Source organism: Agromyces zhanjiangensis, from assembly GCF_040496055.1.
Lineage (GTDB): Bacteria > Actinomycetota > Actinomycetes > Actinomycetales > Microbacteriaceae > Agromyces > Agromyces zhanjiangensis.
In genome coordinates this window covers 1-15,733 of record NZ_JBEPKB010000003.1, presented here as the reverse complement: position 1 = coordinate 15,733, position 15,733 = coordinate 1, and the positions used below count along the sequence as shown (strand labels likewise).

Sequence of the window (15,733 nt, the reverse complement as noted above, 5' to 3'; positions counted from 1 at the left end):
GGTTCGCAACGCCGAGACCGGGAGCGAATTTGGCTCAATGGTATGTCAGCCGGCCTCGACCTGCTCGATCGCGCCGAACGTCCGGCCCGGCAGGTGCCCCCCGCAGCACGGGGTTGCCGTCCGTCAGCTCGGGCCACGGGTGTCGCGCCTCCGGTGGTGCGAGCCCGGATGTCGCGCGTTCAGCGCGCGCCATCGCGCCCAGGCAGATTCCGGCCACCACGAAGGGAACCGAGACCTGCACGGCGACCCAGAAGAGGTCGAACTGCGCCTGGACGATTCGGCTGAGCAGCACCGCGATGGCGAGGGTTCCGTAACGGGGGTCGACCCGCCAGAGCACGATGAACGCACCGATCCACATCACGATGAAGGCGATGAGGCCGACGACCCCCGCCGAGGCGATGACCTCGAGTTCGGCCTGCGGCGGTTGGTACGGGAGGTTGCCGTCGACGTACCAGTACCGGAGTCCATGACCGAAGAAAGGTGCTTCGCGCCAGAAGTGATACACCTCGCGGAACCACTCGAGCCGCTGGAAGACCGAGTTGTGCTGATTCTGGGAATCGATCTGGTCGATCACCATCGAGACCACGAGCCAACCCGCCGGGACGAGAAGCAGCAGGACGAGCCGCGAGCGCTTCGACGCGCTGCGGCGGAGCACCACGAACACGACCGCAGCAATCAGGCCGATGAGCGCCTGGCGGGACTGAGACGCCGCGGCCGCCACGCCGAAGACGAGCAACGCCACACGCGACCAGCCGCGAGTCCACCCGACCCAATCGGGATTCACGTACACCACGATCGCGGCGAACGCCGATACCGTTCCCACGAAGTTCTTGTGCATCGGCCACGGCCACGCGGGCGTAGCCGGGCCGAAGTTGCCGACCGCGAACTGCGCGACGGCCATGACGATCGTCGAGACCGCCATGACGCACGCCGTCCAGACGAGGAGCGACAGTGCGAGCCTCGCATACCCGGCTGCCCCCAGTGCCCACCCGACGATCAGCGCGCCCGAGACCAGCATCCAGGCGTGGAACCACTCGATCGTGTTGAGGGGATACGGGTTCACGATCACGGTGAACAACGTCGCGAACTGGTAGCACAGATTCAGCACGAGGAGCCATCGCAGCGGAGCACTGTACGGACGCTCGCCCAAGAGAAGTGCGGTTCCGAAGGCCGCCGCGAGGGCGGCGTCCGAAACGGAGAGGTCCCCGCCACCGAGGCCGACGCGCTGCGCGATCAGCAGGCCCGGCGTGGCGAAGAGCACGATCGCGAGCGGCTTCGACTTCGTGAGCGCCGCGGCCACCACGAATGCCGCGAGCACGATGGCGTTCGCCGCGCCGTTCTGGATGCCACGCTCGAGCAGCACGTACGTGACGACCACAGCGCCTGCCGCCAACGCCAGCCACCGCCAGGCGTTCGCCCAGGCGTCTGCGATGCGATTGCGCCAGATCGCAGCGCGCGCAGTCGAACTCATGGCCGATCCTTCAGTCCTGGTCGGACCAGTATCGCACCGGAGCTCAGCTCCACCCGGTACGGCGGAACGCCGCCGCCGCTCGGTGAAGGATCCTGTCGGGCACGACGCGCCTCGCCGTTCGGCCGAGCACAGTCCACGGGTGTGCCTCCTGGCCGACGCGGTAGACATATCCGTCATGCGCCTTCGACAGCTGATCCGAAAGCAGGTCCAGCAGCACCGTGGGATCGGAGAGCCCGGGCAACCGGGCGGACACCAGAGGTGCTCGCACGTCGTCCTGTCCTGAGAACGTGAGGCAGCGCTCGATCAGGTCGCGCCGAAGCTTCAGGTGCTTCTCCGGGTTCGCCACGGCATCATCGGGTGAGAACCAGGCCAGCGCATCGCCGAAGTCCTCGGCGACGACGGAGTGAACCAGCTCTTCGAGGCCTCGGAAACGGTGGTGCTGATACGTCCCGCCGTTGGTCACGAGCAGTGCCGGCGTACCCAGCGCCAGCGATGGAAGGACCGAGTGGAGGCGGGATGTGACGACGGAACTGGCGGACTGGTAGAAGTACAGGAAGAGCTCCGCCAGGGCGAATCTCCGGTCGACGGTCATGTCAGGATCGTGCGCAACCGAGAGCTCGAGGACCGGGCGCGTCGTCTGCCGCCTCAGTTCACGCAACTGGTCGGGTCCAAGGTCGACCGCGAGTACGAAGTCGTGGCGGGGCACCGACGGATCACGCTGAAGCGTCAGGGTCATGCATCCCGAGAAGTAGGAGTCCACACCGATCGACTGCAGATACTCATGCGTCGAGACGTCGCGGGCGCCGACCGGACCGAAGGTCGCGAAGAACTCGCGGCTCTCGGCTGACTCGACGCGCTCCCGCACGGCAACATCCGACACTTCGAAGTACATCGAGACAAGCAGGGGGGTGAGATTCGGCGGAGGCGGCCAGGCGGTACCCCACATCCACCAGCCGTTCAGGATCGCGTCGACGGCCCCGGGCACCTTCGCCAGTTCCTCAGGCAACGCGTCGCGATCGAGGTAGTGGTCGACTCGCGGGAGGAACTGGCGAGCCGCCACGCTCTGGATCTCGTCGCCGATGTTCGCCGTGCGATACGACAGCAGGCCGAACGCCCGTTCCGCTGTGGCCTGCGCCATGAAGCTGCCTCCCTCGGGGCACGCAGGGCAGAACCTTCGTGACCGCGACCGAATTTACCAGCGGGTCACCGGGATACGGCGCTCCGGTTCGGGTCCGAGAGCGCCCGGCGCAGCTGATCGGCGGCCCGGCCGGAACGACGCGCGGGAGTCGGATTCCATCGCGCCTGGCGAAGCGCCGCCCCGGCTCCGAACGCCAACCCGACGGCCACGACCGCGAGGCGTTCCACACGTCGCCGGAGACCGGTCACGTGTCCGATGCCGGCGAACTCCGCGCCGACCCAGCGGCGGAGACGGCGGCCGCGCCACCCCTCGAACCGCGCCAGGAGGACGAAGTGGTTGCGTCTGCCGTAGAGCTTGTATCGGGTGTCGAAGCGGGCGCCCTTGACGTGAGGGGCAGGGCGGTGGTCCACGATCGCGTCGGGCAGGAAGACCGACCGACCGCCGATCTGCTTCACGCGGAGGAAGATGTCCGTGTCTTCTCGAAGGGCGGTCCCCGGGTAGTCGTCGCGGAATCCGCCCAACTCGCAGAGCACCTCCCGCGTGAAGGCCATGTTCGCCCCGATGCCGTGGTCGACCTCGCAGGCTTCGCTGCGCAGGGCGGCGAAGCCGGCCGTCAGTGATCCATCGGGGAGTATCCGGCCGATCTCCCGGGGATATTCCTCTTCTCCGGGAAGACCGTTGCAGGTCCTTCCCACCGCGGCATCCGCTCGGCTGGCCGCGAAGCCGCGGAGCAGCGCGGGTCCCCACCCGGCTCGTACCGTGACGTCGTCATCGAGGAACGCGATGACCTCACCACGGACGGACAGCAGCCCCCTGTTCCTCGAGCGGGTCATGTGACCTGCCAATTCGGGCGCATGCACGTAGTGCAGCGGGACTCCCGTCGACACCGGCGAGGCGGCGACGCGGGATGCATCCACCACCACGATCTCTCCGACCGACTCCGGCGCGGCCGCAAGTGAATCCAGGCACCGCTGCAGGAACGCCGCCCGCTCGTAGGTCACGATGCACACCGAGAGGGTGCGTGATGTCATCGTCTCTCCTCATGACGGCGATCAGTGCGTCAAGTATCCCCGACCGGGCGCGCACCGCGGCACCGATGACGGGTGCGTCCCACGCTCACCCGGGGCGATCGGCGAATCTGGTCGAGGGCGTCGGCTGGTTCGGCATCATGCCCAGATGCCCTGCAGGTGCCGGATCATCTCGAACGAGACATCCGCGAGGCCGAGCAGGATGCACAGCGTCCATGCGATCTCGAGCCAGATTCGGGCCCGGGGGTGCCGGTCGGCGAAGTCCTCGACCGCGATGCGCACGGCGACCACCATCATGGCCCACGAGAGGACGTGGAAGCGTGTGCGCACGTTGACCAGGCCCAGGACGATCCAGTGCGCCCAGGCCGGTACGAGCATGAGCATCGTCCGCCGCAGGACCGAGCCACGACGCACGAACACGTAGATGAGCGCGGGGATCAGGAAGAGCTGCACCACGAGCGACGTCCGCCCTCCCCACGGCTCGGCGGAGCCGATGATGCCGCCCACGAACGGCAGCAGCGGCGCGATCAGCTGCTGCATCGCATCGGGCAGGCGTGCCGCGGCCTCCGGGTCGCGTTCGCCGACGTATCGCGGATCGATCAGGTCGCCGGTGATCACGAACTGGCGGATGCTCCAGAACGCCAGCGCGAGCAGGCCGGGTGCCACGAGTACGCCGAGCTGAGCGGCCAATCTCCCCAGCGGCGGCCGCGGCTCTCCGGCGGGGGTCGAGCCGGGCGCGCGCACCGGGTCCACCGAACTCCCGGCGGTGTCCGCGGCGCCCACGTGCGTCGGGGACGACACACGGGTCGTCGCGCCGAACGCGAATCGCATCAGGATGATGAGCCCGACCACACCGACCGACACGATACCGGTCGGCTTGATGCTCGTGGCGACGGCGATGAGCAGCCCGGCGACGAGTACGGCGCTGAGCGAGCGGCGCGGCGCGGCGAGCACGACCGCGACCGCGAGCATGGCGAAGGTCGCGACCGGCGTGTCGTTGTACGCCGCGTAGGCCGAGTCCCACACGACGGGCATCGCGAGAGCCGCCGCGGCGGTCACCCCAGTGCCGCGCACGCCCATGCTGGCGGCGACCCCGGCGACCGCGAAGCCCAGGGTCAGAAACGCGCCGAAGTGCAACAGGTGAGCTGCCACGTACGAGCCCTGGGTGGCGGCCGAGGTGTAGACGATCTCCATGAACGGGAAGCCATCGACGTGACGGTACGGACTGTCCGTCCAGACGCCCTGCGCCGCCCAGTCCAGTGGCGCCGGCCAGTGGTACTCGATCTCGTCGCGCCGCGATGGCGGCGCGAAGCACGTCACGAATGCGATCACGAGGCAGAGGGCGACCGCGGCCAGCGGGATCGGATAGCGCCGGAACTGCCGGAGGATGGCGCGCCACGCGCTCGCCATCGTGGCGACCAGCTCGACTCGCGCCGCCAGGCCCACGACGACGCCGATGACGGCGAGGCCGTACGGCAGCCATGGCCCGAGCAGCCCTACGTGCCCGACGACGAGCGTGACCAGGCCGACGACGGCGAGCCCTCCGGCCCCGATCATCGCGACCCGTGTCGCCGTCGGCAGCGCGAGCCGGCGTGCGACCACCGCGCCGATCCCGGCACCCGATCCGACGACGGCGACGCCGAGAAGCACCGCGGTCCACGACTGTGCGATCACTGGCGCCCTCCGGTGCACGACCCGACAGATGTCGCGCCAGCGTACCGCGTCGGATCGACCGGTTCGGCACGTTCGGGAGGCCCGCACGTGGGGGACGTCGGGCGCATCCTCTCCGGTACGTTGGCACCGTGCTGGCATTCATCACCTCGCTGCGGCATCCCCGCAACAGCGCCGACTACGGCGAGGTGGAGACGCTGCTCGCGGATTCGCTGCGCTCGGTGCGCCGCCAGGAGAGCCCCGACTTCAGCGTCTGGGTCGTCGGCAACCGCCGGCCGGCGAACCTGCCTGACGGGGTGAACTGGGTGGAGGTGGACTTCGCCCCGCCGAGCGAGCGACGCGGCCCGCAGACGGGTCGGGAGGCGGTCCTGCTCGACAAGGGCACGAAGCTCGCCGTCGGCCTCATCGCGGCGTCGGTCGAGGGCCCCGACCACGTCATGCTGTTCGACGCCGACGACGCCGTGTCGAAGCGCCTCGCCGGGCTCTCGGCCGGCGAGCCCGAGGCCGACGGGTGGCGCGTCGTCGAGGGCTGGCGCTGGTCGAGCGAGCGGCGCGCGATCCGCAGGCAGCCGGACTTCCACCGCCACTGCGGCACCGCCTTCGTCGTCCGGCGCGACCTGTACGGGGTTCCGGACGGACTCAGCGTGGACGCGAGCCAGGACGAACTCCGCCAGGCGTTCGGCGAGCGCCTCTTCCGCCGGATCGGATCGCACCGACACCTGAGCGACGATCTCGCGGCTGAGGGCCATCCGCTCAGCCCGGTCGGGTTCCCGGCCGCGCTCTACCGCGTCGGCACGGGTGAGAACCACTCGGGCGTCTCGCTCGGCGGGTTCGGGCGCCCGATCGGCCGCGCCGTGGCCTCCGAGTTCGGGGTGCCCGCCACGCGACTCACGCCGGCCGGGCTGCTCCGTTCGGTCCTGCCGGGCCGTCGCGCGCTCGAGCGGATGCCGCGCCTCAACTCGATCGTCACCGGCGCGCGGCGCGGCGGCGCCTCGCGTCGCGCCTGATCAGTCGAGCTCGCCGAGTTCGACGAGGCGTGCGAAGTCCTTATTGGTCGCGCGCACCTCGTCGAAGGTGCCCTCGGCGTCGACGTGCCCGCCCTTGAGGAACACCAGCGTGTCGGCGTGCCGCACGGTCGAGAGCCGGTGGGCCACGATCAGGATCGTCAACGAACCCTGCAACGCGCCGAGCGTCCTGGCGATCTCGTGCTCGGTGACGTTGTCGAGTGCCGAGGTCGCCTCGTCGAGCACCAGGACGCGCGGGCGACGGTAGAGGGCTCGTGCGAGTCCGATGCGCTGGCGTTGGCCGCCCGACAGGCGGACGCCTCGCTCACCCACGACCGTGTCGAGCCCGTCGGGCAGATCGGCGACGAGGCCGTCGAGCTGCGCCATCCGGATCATCTCGCGCACCCGTTCGAGGTCGATGTCGTCGGCGGGGACCCCGAACGCGATGTTCGTGGTCAGTGTCGCGTTCAGGAGGAACACGTCCTGCGGGACGACGCCGAGCTCGGCGTACCAGCTCGCGGGGTCGGCCGCGATCGAGCGCCCGCCGACGAGCACCTCTCCTTCGGTGGGCTGGAGGAGCCCGAGCACGACGTCGAGGAGCGTGCTCTTGCCGGCGCCGCTCGATCCGACGAACGCCGTCGTGCGGTTCTCGCGGATGTTCAGCGAGATGCCCTGCAGCACGTACTCGTCGGAGTCGGGGTAGTGGAAGCCGAGGTCGCGCAGGACGATGTCGCCGGCGAACCGGTCGGTGCTGCGCGGGCGCTCGTCGTGCAGCCCGCCTGCGGCGAGTTCGTCGACCGCCGTCGAGATGATATCGAGACCTGCACGGCCGGTCCGGATGGTCGCGAGGCCGGCGCCGATGCGGTTGAGACCGGGGAGCGCACGAAGGGAGGCCGCGGCGAACACGCCGAGGACCGTCAGCGCTTCGGCAGGCGTGCCCGTGGTGAATGAGATGACCGAGATGCCGAGGATCGCGACCACGAATCCGATCTCCAGGAGGTAACGGGGCGCGTCGGCGAGGATCCCCATGATCCGAGCCGCCCTCGCGCGCCGCATCCGCGCCGCTCGGAAGCCGTCGATGAACGTATTCGCGCTCGAAGTGAGGCGTGCCTCACGGAAACCGTCGAGCCCCGGAAGCAGGAACTGCCACGCCTCGAGGCCGGCGGCGGCGACCTCCTCGCCGAGGCGGTATTGGCGCCGCCTGAGGAGCATCTGGACGCCGAAGACCAGCACCCCGAACAGCGCGACGGCGAAGAGGGTGACCGTGACCGACGTCAGCAGCAGAACGACCACGATGCCGGCCAGCACCACGATATCGGCGACGAGGCTGACGACGTTGAGCAGCACGGCCGACGCCTGGGCCGTCGCGTCGTTGATGTTGCGGTAGATCTCGCTGGTCCGGCGCGACCGGTGATCCGCGTAGGGAGCCAGCGCGTAGCGTCGTGCGAGCTCGGCCGCTGAGAGGGCGGAGATCTTCGTCGTGCGGCCGAGCAGCCACCAGCGGAAGGCGATGGCGCCGATGCTCTTGACGATGAAGACGAGCGTGATGATCCCCGCGATGACCGGGATCAGCGCGGAGATCTCGGTGGTTCCGATCGCGTCGGCGACCGTCTGGGTGAACCAGTTGTCCGTCTCGCCCGAGAAGAGCTGGGTGAGCGGGACCATCGCGGCGACGCCGAGCGTGTCGAGCGCGGCGAGCACGAGCGACGCCCCGACCGTACCGAACACCCACCGCTTCGGGTCGGCTCCGGCCATGTCGAGCATCAGGCGCAGCTGCGCCGTCAGGCTCCGCTCACGCGCGATTCGTGCCATGGTCTCCTCCGCACCTCGCCCCCGATCTCGGGCGGGCGGGCCCTCCGAATCCTATCTGCGACCCCTGCGCGGCCGAGAACCGGACGGACCGGGTACTCGGTCACGACGGAGTCGGTCACGTGCGCTCGAGCGTGGCGTCGATCAGGGCCGAGAGGCGCGCCACGTGCGCGTCGCGGCGGAACGCGCGCCCCCATTCCCGAACGGCGGCGGGGTCCATCCCGCGCGCCGTCCGGATCGCCTCGGCGAGGTCGGGGGCCGTGGCGGATGCCGCGTGCGCGCCGCTCACGCCGGGCTCGACCGTCTCGAGGTAGCCGCCGGCCGCGATCGTGGCGGCGGGCGTCCCCTCGAGGGCGGCTTCGAGCACGGTGAGGCCGAAGTCCTCGCGACCCGCGCCGAGGACGACCGTCGCGTGGCGATAGACCCAGCACAGCTCGTCGTCGCTGATGCGCCCGAGCCCGTGCACACCCGATTCGGGCGCGTGGAGCGTCTCGGATCCGGCGCCCACGGCGACGAGGGCGAGCCCGGCCTCCCGGGCGGCATCGACAGCGAGGCGCACGTTCTTGTACCCGCGGTCACGCGCCACGACCACGGCGAACTCGGCGGGCAGGTCGCGGTTCGGTGCGGCCGCATCCGCCGAGACGGGCTCGACCGGCGGATGCACGACCGTCGACTCCATCCCGTACGCGGCTCGGATGCGCTCGCGGGTCACCTCCGAGTTCGCGACGATCGCGGTCGCGCGCGCCATCGCCTCGGCATCGCCGCGGCGGAGGATCGGAGTGCTGATCGCGAGCCCCGCGCGCCGGAATGCGCTGAGGCGCAGGCGGTAGTCGTCGGCCGCGTAGAGCCAGCGCGCCGGGCTGTGCACGTAGACGATGTGCGGCATCTCGTACCGGAACCGGTGGGCCCAGCCGCTCGACGAGGCGAGCGCGACGTCGCCCCCGGAGACCGTCGTCCGGGCGGCGATGGCCGGCAGCGCCGGAAGCATCCGCTCGACCTGACCCGACATCGCCGCGGGGATGGACGCCTGCACGTCGATCTCGGCGAACGCGTCGAACGTCGACCTGGCGCGATACGCGAGCGTGACCACGCGACGCGCGTCGAATCCCGCCGCCCACTCGGCGACGACGCGCTCGGCGCCGCCCACCTGAACGAGGTAGTCGTGCGCGAGGACGAGGTCGATCATGCGCCGCGACCCCGAGCCCGGACCGCGCGGGCGGCGCGCCCACCGGCACGCCGGAGCGCCGACGTCGCCGAGCCGACGGCGACGCGGGTGCGGGCCGCCGCGCGCCACGACCGCGGGATGCCGACCCGCTCGTCGTACAGCCCGACGACGCTGCGCGTGCTCGGCAGGTCCTGCCGCTCGAGCGCCAGGCGGATGTAGTCGGCTCGCCAGCCGGGGTCGGACGGAACGTCGAAGACGCCGCGGTAGCGATCGAGCGCGCCAAACAGGTCGAGCGTGAGCATCGTGCGCCGGCACTTCCAACACCTCGAGCAGTTCGTGCCGTCGACCGACTCGATGCAGACGTCGAGACGGTCGTAGGAATGCGGCACGTGCGAGACGAGCTCGGTCTTCTGCGAGCGGTCCAGGTCGGTGACCGACGGCTGCAGGGTGAGCGACCGGTGCGAGAGGAACGGGAGCAGGATCGGGTCGGCGAACGAGATGTCGAACGTCGGCGTGCTCGCGACATCCGTATAGGGCACCGACGAGGCGTACAGGAAATGGCGGACCCCACCCGAGAGCAGGTGGGCGACGGCGGCGTTGCGCATCGAGTGCGTCTGCTGGAAGCCGAGCCCCGGAGCGGAGTAGAGCTCGTCGACGTTCGAGTCGATGTCGAGCAGCGGCAGTCCCATGGATGCGGCGCCCGCTCGGATCGGCTCGAGCCGACGGCGCCCGAGCTCCCTGCCGCCCTCCCCGCGCCCGTGGGATCCGACGTTGTTGAACAGCAGGTGCGTCACGCGCACCGACGGCGGCACCTCGGGCGCGAAGTGGTATCGCGCCAGCGTCGCATACGAATCCACGCCCCCCGAGTACCCCGTCGCGACCGCCTCGCCGGGCGGCAGCGGCGGGACCGCGTCGCGCACGTCGACATCGATCCTCGAGAGCTCCGGCCGGACGCCGCGCAGCACGACCGGGACGTCGTGCGCGAGGTTCCACGCGAGCTCGTCGGTGACCGGTCCCTCGACCACGAGGTCCCGTCCGAGCCGCATCGCCGGCATGAGCACCGCCAGCACCGCGGCATCCGCCCTGGGGTTCACGAACCCGGCGGCCGACTCGGGCATCGAGAACCAGAGTCGCTCCACGCCGTCCACGCCGCCGAGTTCGACCTCGTAGGTGACGCGGCCCGCGGCGGTCTCGACGACCGGCGTCCCGATGACGATGGGCATCCGGCCTAGCTCCCGGCGGAACCGGCGTCGGTCACGCCGACATCCGCCCGACTGAAGTTCTGGAACGAGCGCGACGCCGTCGGGCCGCGCTGGCCTTGGTATCGCGAAGAGTACGCGGCCGAGCCGTACGGGCGCTCGCTCGGCGAGGAGAGGCGGAAGAAGCAGAGCTGGCCGATCTTCATGCCCGGCCACAGCTTGATCGGGAGCGTCGCGACGTTGCTGAGCTCGAGCGTGACGTGCCCCGTGAAACCGGGGTCGATGAATCCCGCCGTCGAGTGCGTCAGGAGGCCGAGGCGGCCGAGCGAGCTCTTGCCCTCGAGGCGCGCGGCGACGTCGTCGGGCAGGGTCACCGCCTCGAACGTCGACGCCAGCACGAACTCGCCGGGGTGCAGCACGAAGGCCTCGTCGGGGCGCACGTCGATCAGGTGGGTCAGCTCGGGCTGGTCTTCCGCCGGGTCGATGAAGGGGTACTTGTGGTTGTCGAACAGCCGGAAGTACCGGTCGAGGCGCACGTCGATCGACGACGGCTGGATCATGGCCGGGTCGTACGGGTCGAGCCGGATGCGCTCACGGTCGAGTTCGGCCCTGATGTCGCGATCCGAGAGCAGCATGCCCTCAGCGTACCGACGCGTCAGAGGTTCGCGGAGAGGTAGGCCGTCGCGCGGGCGCGCTCAGCATCGAGCACCCGGTTGACCCGCTCCCAGTCGGGAGCGAAGACCCGTTCGTCGATGCCGTCGGCGGATGCTCCTGCGCGATGGTGCTCCAGACCGAAGACGCCGAGCAGCGAGTCGAACCTCGTCGCTCCCCGCCGCGCGTTGGCGTGCACCAGGAACGGCCGGTTGAACAGGATCGAGAAGACGCAGCCGTGGTACGAGTCGGTCACGACGAAGTCGGCGGAGGCGATGCTCGCCAGCCAGGCCTCGACCGACGGCCGGTCGAATCGGGCACGATCGGCCGCGTACTCGCCGTACGAACGCGGCGACGCCGTCGGCAGGAGCTCCATCGTCGGCGCGCCGACCCGCTCGGCGATGGAGCGCTCGGCGCGGAGCATGTCGTCGGTCGCATCGAGCCGGTAGACGAGGGTCCGCCCCACGGCGGGAGCGGCCGCGGTGCCGGAACGGGCGACGAGCCCGCGATAGTGCGCCGGCGTGAGCAGCATCGTCGGATCGAGGTGCCGTTCGGCCTCGACGCCGAACTCCTCGGCGCAGATGCGGATGCCCGACTCCTCGCGCACCGAGACCGCGTCGAACCGACGGATCAGCTCGGTCGCCCGCGCACGTTCGCGCTCGCTGTACTCGTCGATGTCGTCGCGGCCGAAGGACGCCGCGTACGAGATGCGGCGCGGCCGCTCGCCGCGGAACTCCTCGATCACCTCGAGGAACTCCTCGGGGATCTCGGCGTACGCCGCGCGCCAGACCTGGTCGCTGCCGACGACGAACGTGTCGAACCGGCGGGCGAGGCGGGCGCGACCCCGGGGCGTGTCAGCTCGCTTGACTGCGGATGGCGTCGAGAGGTGCCTGCGGACGAAGCGCTGCTGCGGCGCCAGCACCTCGCGCCCTGCGCGCCAGTTCCAGTCGAGGCGCGCGGGAAGGAGCATCCGCACCGCCCGTCGCACCGCCCACATCCGGTGCAGCGCCCGCCGCCGAAGCGGAACGGGATCAGCGGTGTCGACGAACGCCCGATGGCCGAGGTCGCGGATGGCGCGCTGCAGTGCGTACGCCTGCACGATGCCGCCGTAATTGGTGTGGAGGGGCAGCGTCTTGATCAGTACCCTGCGAGACACGGGACGACGGTAGCAGCGCCGCCGGCCGAGGCGGGGGGCCGCATGACGCACGGCATCGAACAGGTGGTCGAACGAGGCATGTGCATCGGGTGCGGCGCCTGCTCGGTTCGGACGTCCGGTGCGATCCCGGTCACCATCGGACGCCGCGGCGTCTACGAGGCCCGCCTCGACGGAGTCGACCAGGCCGCAGTGCGCACCGCCAGCCGGGTGTGCCCGTTCTCCGACGACGCGAAGAACGAGGACGTCCTCGCCAGCGAGCGATTCCCCGACCTGCCGAAGGACGACCGTCTCGGCGCCCACCTCGAGATCGTCGCCGGACGCCGGACCTCGGAGCAGGAGATCGTGGGCAGCAGTTCGGGCGGCCTGACCTCGCTGCTGCTCGAGGAGCTGCTGCACGCCGGGCTCGTCGACGGCGTGCTGCACGTCGGGCGTTCGCCCGGCGACTCGCGGTTCTCGTACACCGTCTCGACCTCGCCGGGGGAGATCGAGCAGAACCGGAAGTCCATGTACTCGGCGACCACGCTCGCCGACGTCGTCGCCGGCATCCGGGGCGACGGCCGGACCTACGCGGTGGTCGGCGTGCCCTGCTTCATCAAGGCCCTCCGCCTGCTGGCGGACGAGCTCCCCGACCTCGGCGCGCAGTTCGGGGTCTACGTCGGCCTCGTCTGCGGCCACCTGAAGTCGACGTTCTTCGCCGAATCGCTCGCGTGGCAGGCGGGCGTGCCGCCGACCGCGCTCGATCGGATCGACTTCCGGGTCAAGAACTCGGATCGCTATGCCTGGGACTACGACTACGACGCGGTGAGCACCGACGGCGAGCACCACGTGCGGCGCTCTGCCGACACGATCGACGGCGGCTGGGGCTTCGGCGCGTTCCAGCCCGAGGCCTGCAACTTCTGCGACGACGTCTTCGCCGAGGGCGCGGATGTCGCCTTCGCCGACGCCTGGCTGCACAAGTACGCCGCCGACTGGCGGGGCACCAACGCGGTGGTCATCCGCGACGAGCGCGTGCGGCGACTGCTGCGGTCCGCCGCGGAGCGCGGCCGCGTGGAGCTCGAACCGCTGTCCACGGAGGATGCCGCGCGGTCGCAGGCCGGCGGCTTCCGTCACCGGCGGGCCGGACTGTCGCTCCGGCTTGCCGACGACCTGGCCGCCGGGCTCAGCGTGCCCGTGAAGCGCGTCGAACCCGACCGCACGGCGGTCTCGCGGCGGCGGGCCGCCGTGCTGCGGCAGCGGCGCCGCATCTCGCGGCTCTCGCTCATCGCGTTCGCGGACGCCCGCAAGGCGGGAGACTACGAGCGCTACGCGGAGCCGATGCGGCGCGCCATCCGTCGCTATCGTCTGCTCGACGCGTGGTCGCAGGGGGCGAAGGCGCTGGCTCGCCACGTCGCGAGGCCGGTCGTGCATCGAGCACGACGGATGCTTCGGCGATAGCCCCAGCCCCGTGCCTCGACGGGTGCGGATGGGGGTGGTCGCGCTTGCTATGCTGACTGCGTCGCACCCGGTGCCATCGTCGCCGCGGATGCAGCATGCCGATGTAGTTCAATGGTAGAACTTCTGCTTCCCAAGCAGACAGCGCGGGTTCGATTCCCGTCATCGGCTCCAAGAGAAAATCACCTGATCAGGTCCTGTTTCTGGCACTAGATCGACGTTGATCGATTCGATTTCTTTTCGTCGCGTCACGGTTTACTCACGGTTAATGATTCAACTTGTTCTTGTTAGCGGACCCGGCTCAACTCTGCGGCAGCGCCTCTTCCGCTGAGAAATGAAGCCGCAGCAGCTTGCTCGGCCGAGCCCAGAGATGTGTGATCGTGGGGTCCAGCATCGGTGGAGTCGAGGGCACCCCGAACCGTTCGGCGTTATAGACGCAAACTTGAAGCGCGCGTGGTCCGAGTCTCCGTACGCGACCCGAATCAGTTGCCCCTGTCGACTTCGAGCAGCTCCGGAAAGTAGGTACCGAGTACGTCGGCGGCATAAGTCCCATCATCGAGAAACCTGGCGTCCCAGCTGCCAAACAACTCGCGAAGGTCCTGATGCGGAATCCCCTCCTGCCACACGATTGTTTCCGAACGTGGCGCGGCCTTCGCGCCCCACCAGGTCAGTCCATCTCCCGACAGTCCGAGCACAAAGTGTTGACCCGCATGGTCACCGGACGCGAACGCGCCCAGCACGACACCGCTCCGCCCGAGACGACTCTTGGTCGGGAACGCCGCTAGACCTCTGCGCAGCGTTTCGTCGAGACTCGGACGTCGAGTCGCCGGCCGTTTGCGGAGCTCGACAAGCGTCGCGATGCCAGCGAGTGCGAGAGTCACCACGAAGGCAAACAATTTCGCATCCCAGCCGCCGGGCATGAGCAACAGCAGCCCGACTCCTATCGCGAGTCCAAGGCCGAAATCTCGGGTGAGCACAGTCACGATCGGTCGCGTTTCGTCTTTCATCGCAGGTGTCGCCGCCACTCTGTGTGACGCTGATAGTAGCCATGCATGGAAGTCATCGTGGCGACTGTGCCGTACAGGCGTGTCACGCCCTGCCAGGGTCGCACGACCTCTCTCTGATACGTCCTCGCCGCCTGCGCGGCATGTTGTCGCATCCGCTTGGAGATCGACGCCGTCCCATCGCGCGCTCCCTTCGGGATCTGAGCGATCGCCGTGCGCTGAACCTTCAGTGATCGCGAAAGCAGCTTTCCGACACCAAGGGTCGCCGCGGAGGCGACGTCAATCGCTCCAGAAACGTCCCCCTGACTCATCTTGTACAGCCCTACACCGACCGAGATTCCAGCCGAAACAATTCCGCAGGCTACGCAGCCGAACATCGGGGTCTGTCCGCGTTTTTGTGTAAGTGGTCATCGGCTCGGTTGTTTAGTTGAGTCCTAGGCGGTCGCCGTAGGTCATGGCCAGCACGTTCAGGATGCCCTTCCAGCCGGCGGTTTCGCCAGTCGGGTTCGCACGGTTGTGCTGTCGTTGTCGGGCGGCGAGGTAGAGCACTTTGAGCGCGGCCTGCTCGTTCGGGAAGTGCCCGCGCCGGCGCACGGCTTGCCGGAACCTGGCGTTGAGTGACTCGATCGCGTTGGTCGTGTACACGATCCGGCGCAGCTCGAGCGGGAACTCCAGGAACGGGGTGAACTCGCCCCAGGACCGCCGCCACATCTCGACCATCGCCGGGTACTGCCCGGTCCACTCCTCGGCGAACTCGTCGAACCGGGCCGCGGCCGCCGCGATCGAGGGGGCGTGGTAGATCTCCTTGATCTCGGCCGCGAGCCGCTTCCAGTGCTTCTTCGACGCGAACCGCAGACTGTTGCGGACCAGGTGCACCACGCAGGTCTGCACCGCCGCCTGCGGCCAAGTCGCCCGGATCGATTCCGGCAGTCCTTTCAGGCCGTCGCAGCAGACGATAATCACGTCCTGGATGCCGCGGTTGCGCAGCTCGGTGAGCATGTTCATC

General features: G+C 69.5%; 13 protein-coding genes and 1 tRNA gene. 3 read left to right on the top strand and 11 right to left on the bottom strand.

Going from position 1 to position 15,733, the window contains the following annotated elements; all coding sequences use genetic code 11:
- Nucleotides 1-34: 34 nt before the first annotated feature.
- The 4 genes from ABME02_RS06320 to ABME02_RS06305 all read right to left on the bottom strand — a co-directional run bounded on the left by ABME02_RS06320 (nt 35) and on the right by ABME02_RS06305 (nt 5,311).
- The gene (locus tag ABME02_RS06320) at nt 35-1,471 is read right to left on the bottom strand and encodes an O-antigen ligase family protein (RefSeq protein ID WP_353814426.1); all 1,437 of its coding nucleotides are present in this window, start codon (nt 1,469-1,471) and stop codon (nt 35-37) included.
- A gap of 43 nt (nt 1,472-1,514) precedes the next feature.
- Nucleotides 1,515-2,609, bottom strand: coding sequence for a polysaccharide pyruvyl transferase family protein (locus ABME02_RS06315; protein ID WP_353814425.1), 1,095 nt, complete (start codon nt 2,607-2,609; stop codon nt 1,515-1,517).
- 65 nt (nt 2,610-2,674) lie between these two features.
- On the bottom strand, nt 2,675-3,640 hold the full coding sequence (locus tag ABME02_RS06310; RefSeq protein WP_353814424.1) for a glycosyltransferase family 2 protein: 966 nt from the start codon (nt 3,638-3,640) through the stop codon (nt 2,675-2,677).
- A 135-nt stretch (nt 3,641-3,775) separates the two neighbouring features.
- Nucleotides 3,776-5,311 (bottom strand): hypothetical protein, encoded by a 1,536-nt coding sequence (locus ABME02_RS06305; RefSeq protein WP_353814423.1) that lies wholly within the window; start codon nt 5,309-5,311, stop codon nt 3,776-3,778.
- 128 nt (nt 5,312-5,439) lie between these two features.
- On the opposite strand from ABME02_RS06305, the gene ABME02_RS06300 reads away from it, so the two are divergent.
- Nucleotides 5,440-6,315, top strand: coding sequence for a hypothetical protein (locus ABME02_RS06300; protein WP_353814422.1), 876 nt, complete (start codon nt 5,440-5,442; stop codon nt 6,313-6,315).
- Here ABME02_RS06300 and ABME02_RS06295 read toward each other — a convergent pair whose 3' ends face one another.
- The 5 genes from ABME02_RS06295 to ABME02_RS06275 form a co-directional block, all read right to left on the bottom strand.
- On the bottom strand, nt 6,316-8,124 hold the full coding sequence (locus ABME02_RS06295; RefSeq protein WP_353814421.1) for an ABC transporter ATP-binding protein: 1,809 nt from the start codon (nt 8,122-8,124) through the stop codon (nt 6,316-6,318). It lies immediately after the preceding gene.
- A 115-nt stretch (nt 8,125-8,239) separates the two neighbouring features.
- Nucleotides 8,240-9,307, bottom strand: coding sequence for a glycosyltransferase (locus ABME02_RS06290; protein WP_353814420.1), 1,068 nt, complete (start codon nt 9,305-9,307; stop codon nt 8,240-8,242).
- The gene (locus tag ABME02_RS06285; protein ID WP_353814419.1) at nt 9,304-10,509 is read right to left on the bottom strand and encodes a hypothetical protein; all 1,206 of its coding nucleotides are present in this window, start codon (nt 10,507-10,509) and stop codon (nt 9,304-9,306) included. Before ABME02_RS06285 ends, ABME02_RS06290 begins: the two co-directional genes overlap by 4 nt.
- Before the next feature lie 5 nt (nt 10,510-10,514).
- Nucleotides 10,515-11,120, bottom strand: coding sequence for a dCTP deaminase (gene dcd, locus ABME02_RS06280; protein ID WP_353814417.1), 606 nt, complete (start codon nt 11,118-11,120; stop codon nt 10,515-10,517).
- Nucleotides 11,121-11,140: 20 nt separating this feature from the next.
- Nucleotides 11,141-12,292 (bottom strand): polysaccharide pyruvyl transferase family protein, encoded by a 1,152-nt coding sequence (locus ABME02_RS06275; protein WP_353814416.1) that lies wholly within the window; start codon nt 12,290-12,292, stop codon nt 11,141-11,143.
- Between the two features lie 42 nt (nt 12,293-12,334).
- On the opposite strand from ABME02_RS06275, the gene ABME02_RS06270 reads away from it, so the two are divergent.
- Together ABME02_RS06270 and ABME02_RS06265 are read left to right on the top strand one after the other, a co-directional pair.
- Nucleotides 12,335-13,726: a Coenzyme F420 hydrogenase/dehydrogenase, beta subunit C-terminal domain gene (locus tag ABME02_RS06270; protein WP_353814415.1), complete on the top strand. Its 1,392-nt coding sequence runs from the start codon at nt 12,335-12,337 to the stop codon at nt 13,724-13,726.
- A gap of 97 nt (nt 13,727-13,823) precedes the next feature.
- A tRNA-Gly gene (locus ABME02_RS06265) sits at nt 13,824-13,897 on the top strand.
- Between the two features lie 308 nt (nt 13,898-14,205).
- Here ABME02_RS06265 and ABME02_RS06260 read toward each other — a convergent pair.
- Together ABME02_RS06260 and ABME02_RS06255 are read right to left on the bottom strand one after the other, a co-directional pair.
- A complete protein-coding gene (locus ABME02_RS06260) occupies nt 14,206-14,706 on the bottom strand; it encodes a hypothetical protein (protein WP_353814414.1) in 501 nt (166 codons plus the stop codon).
- A 444-nt stretch (nt 14,707-15,150) separates the two neighbouring features.
- On the bottom strand, nt 15,151-15,733 hold a 583-nt coding region (locus ABME02_RS06255; RefSeq protein WP_353814413.1), incomplete at its 5' end, for an IS256 family transposase.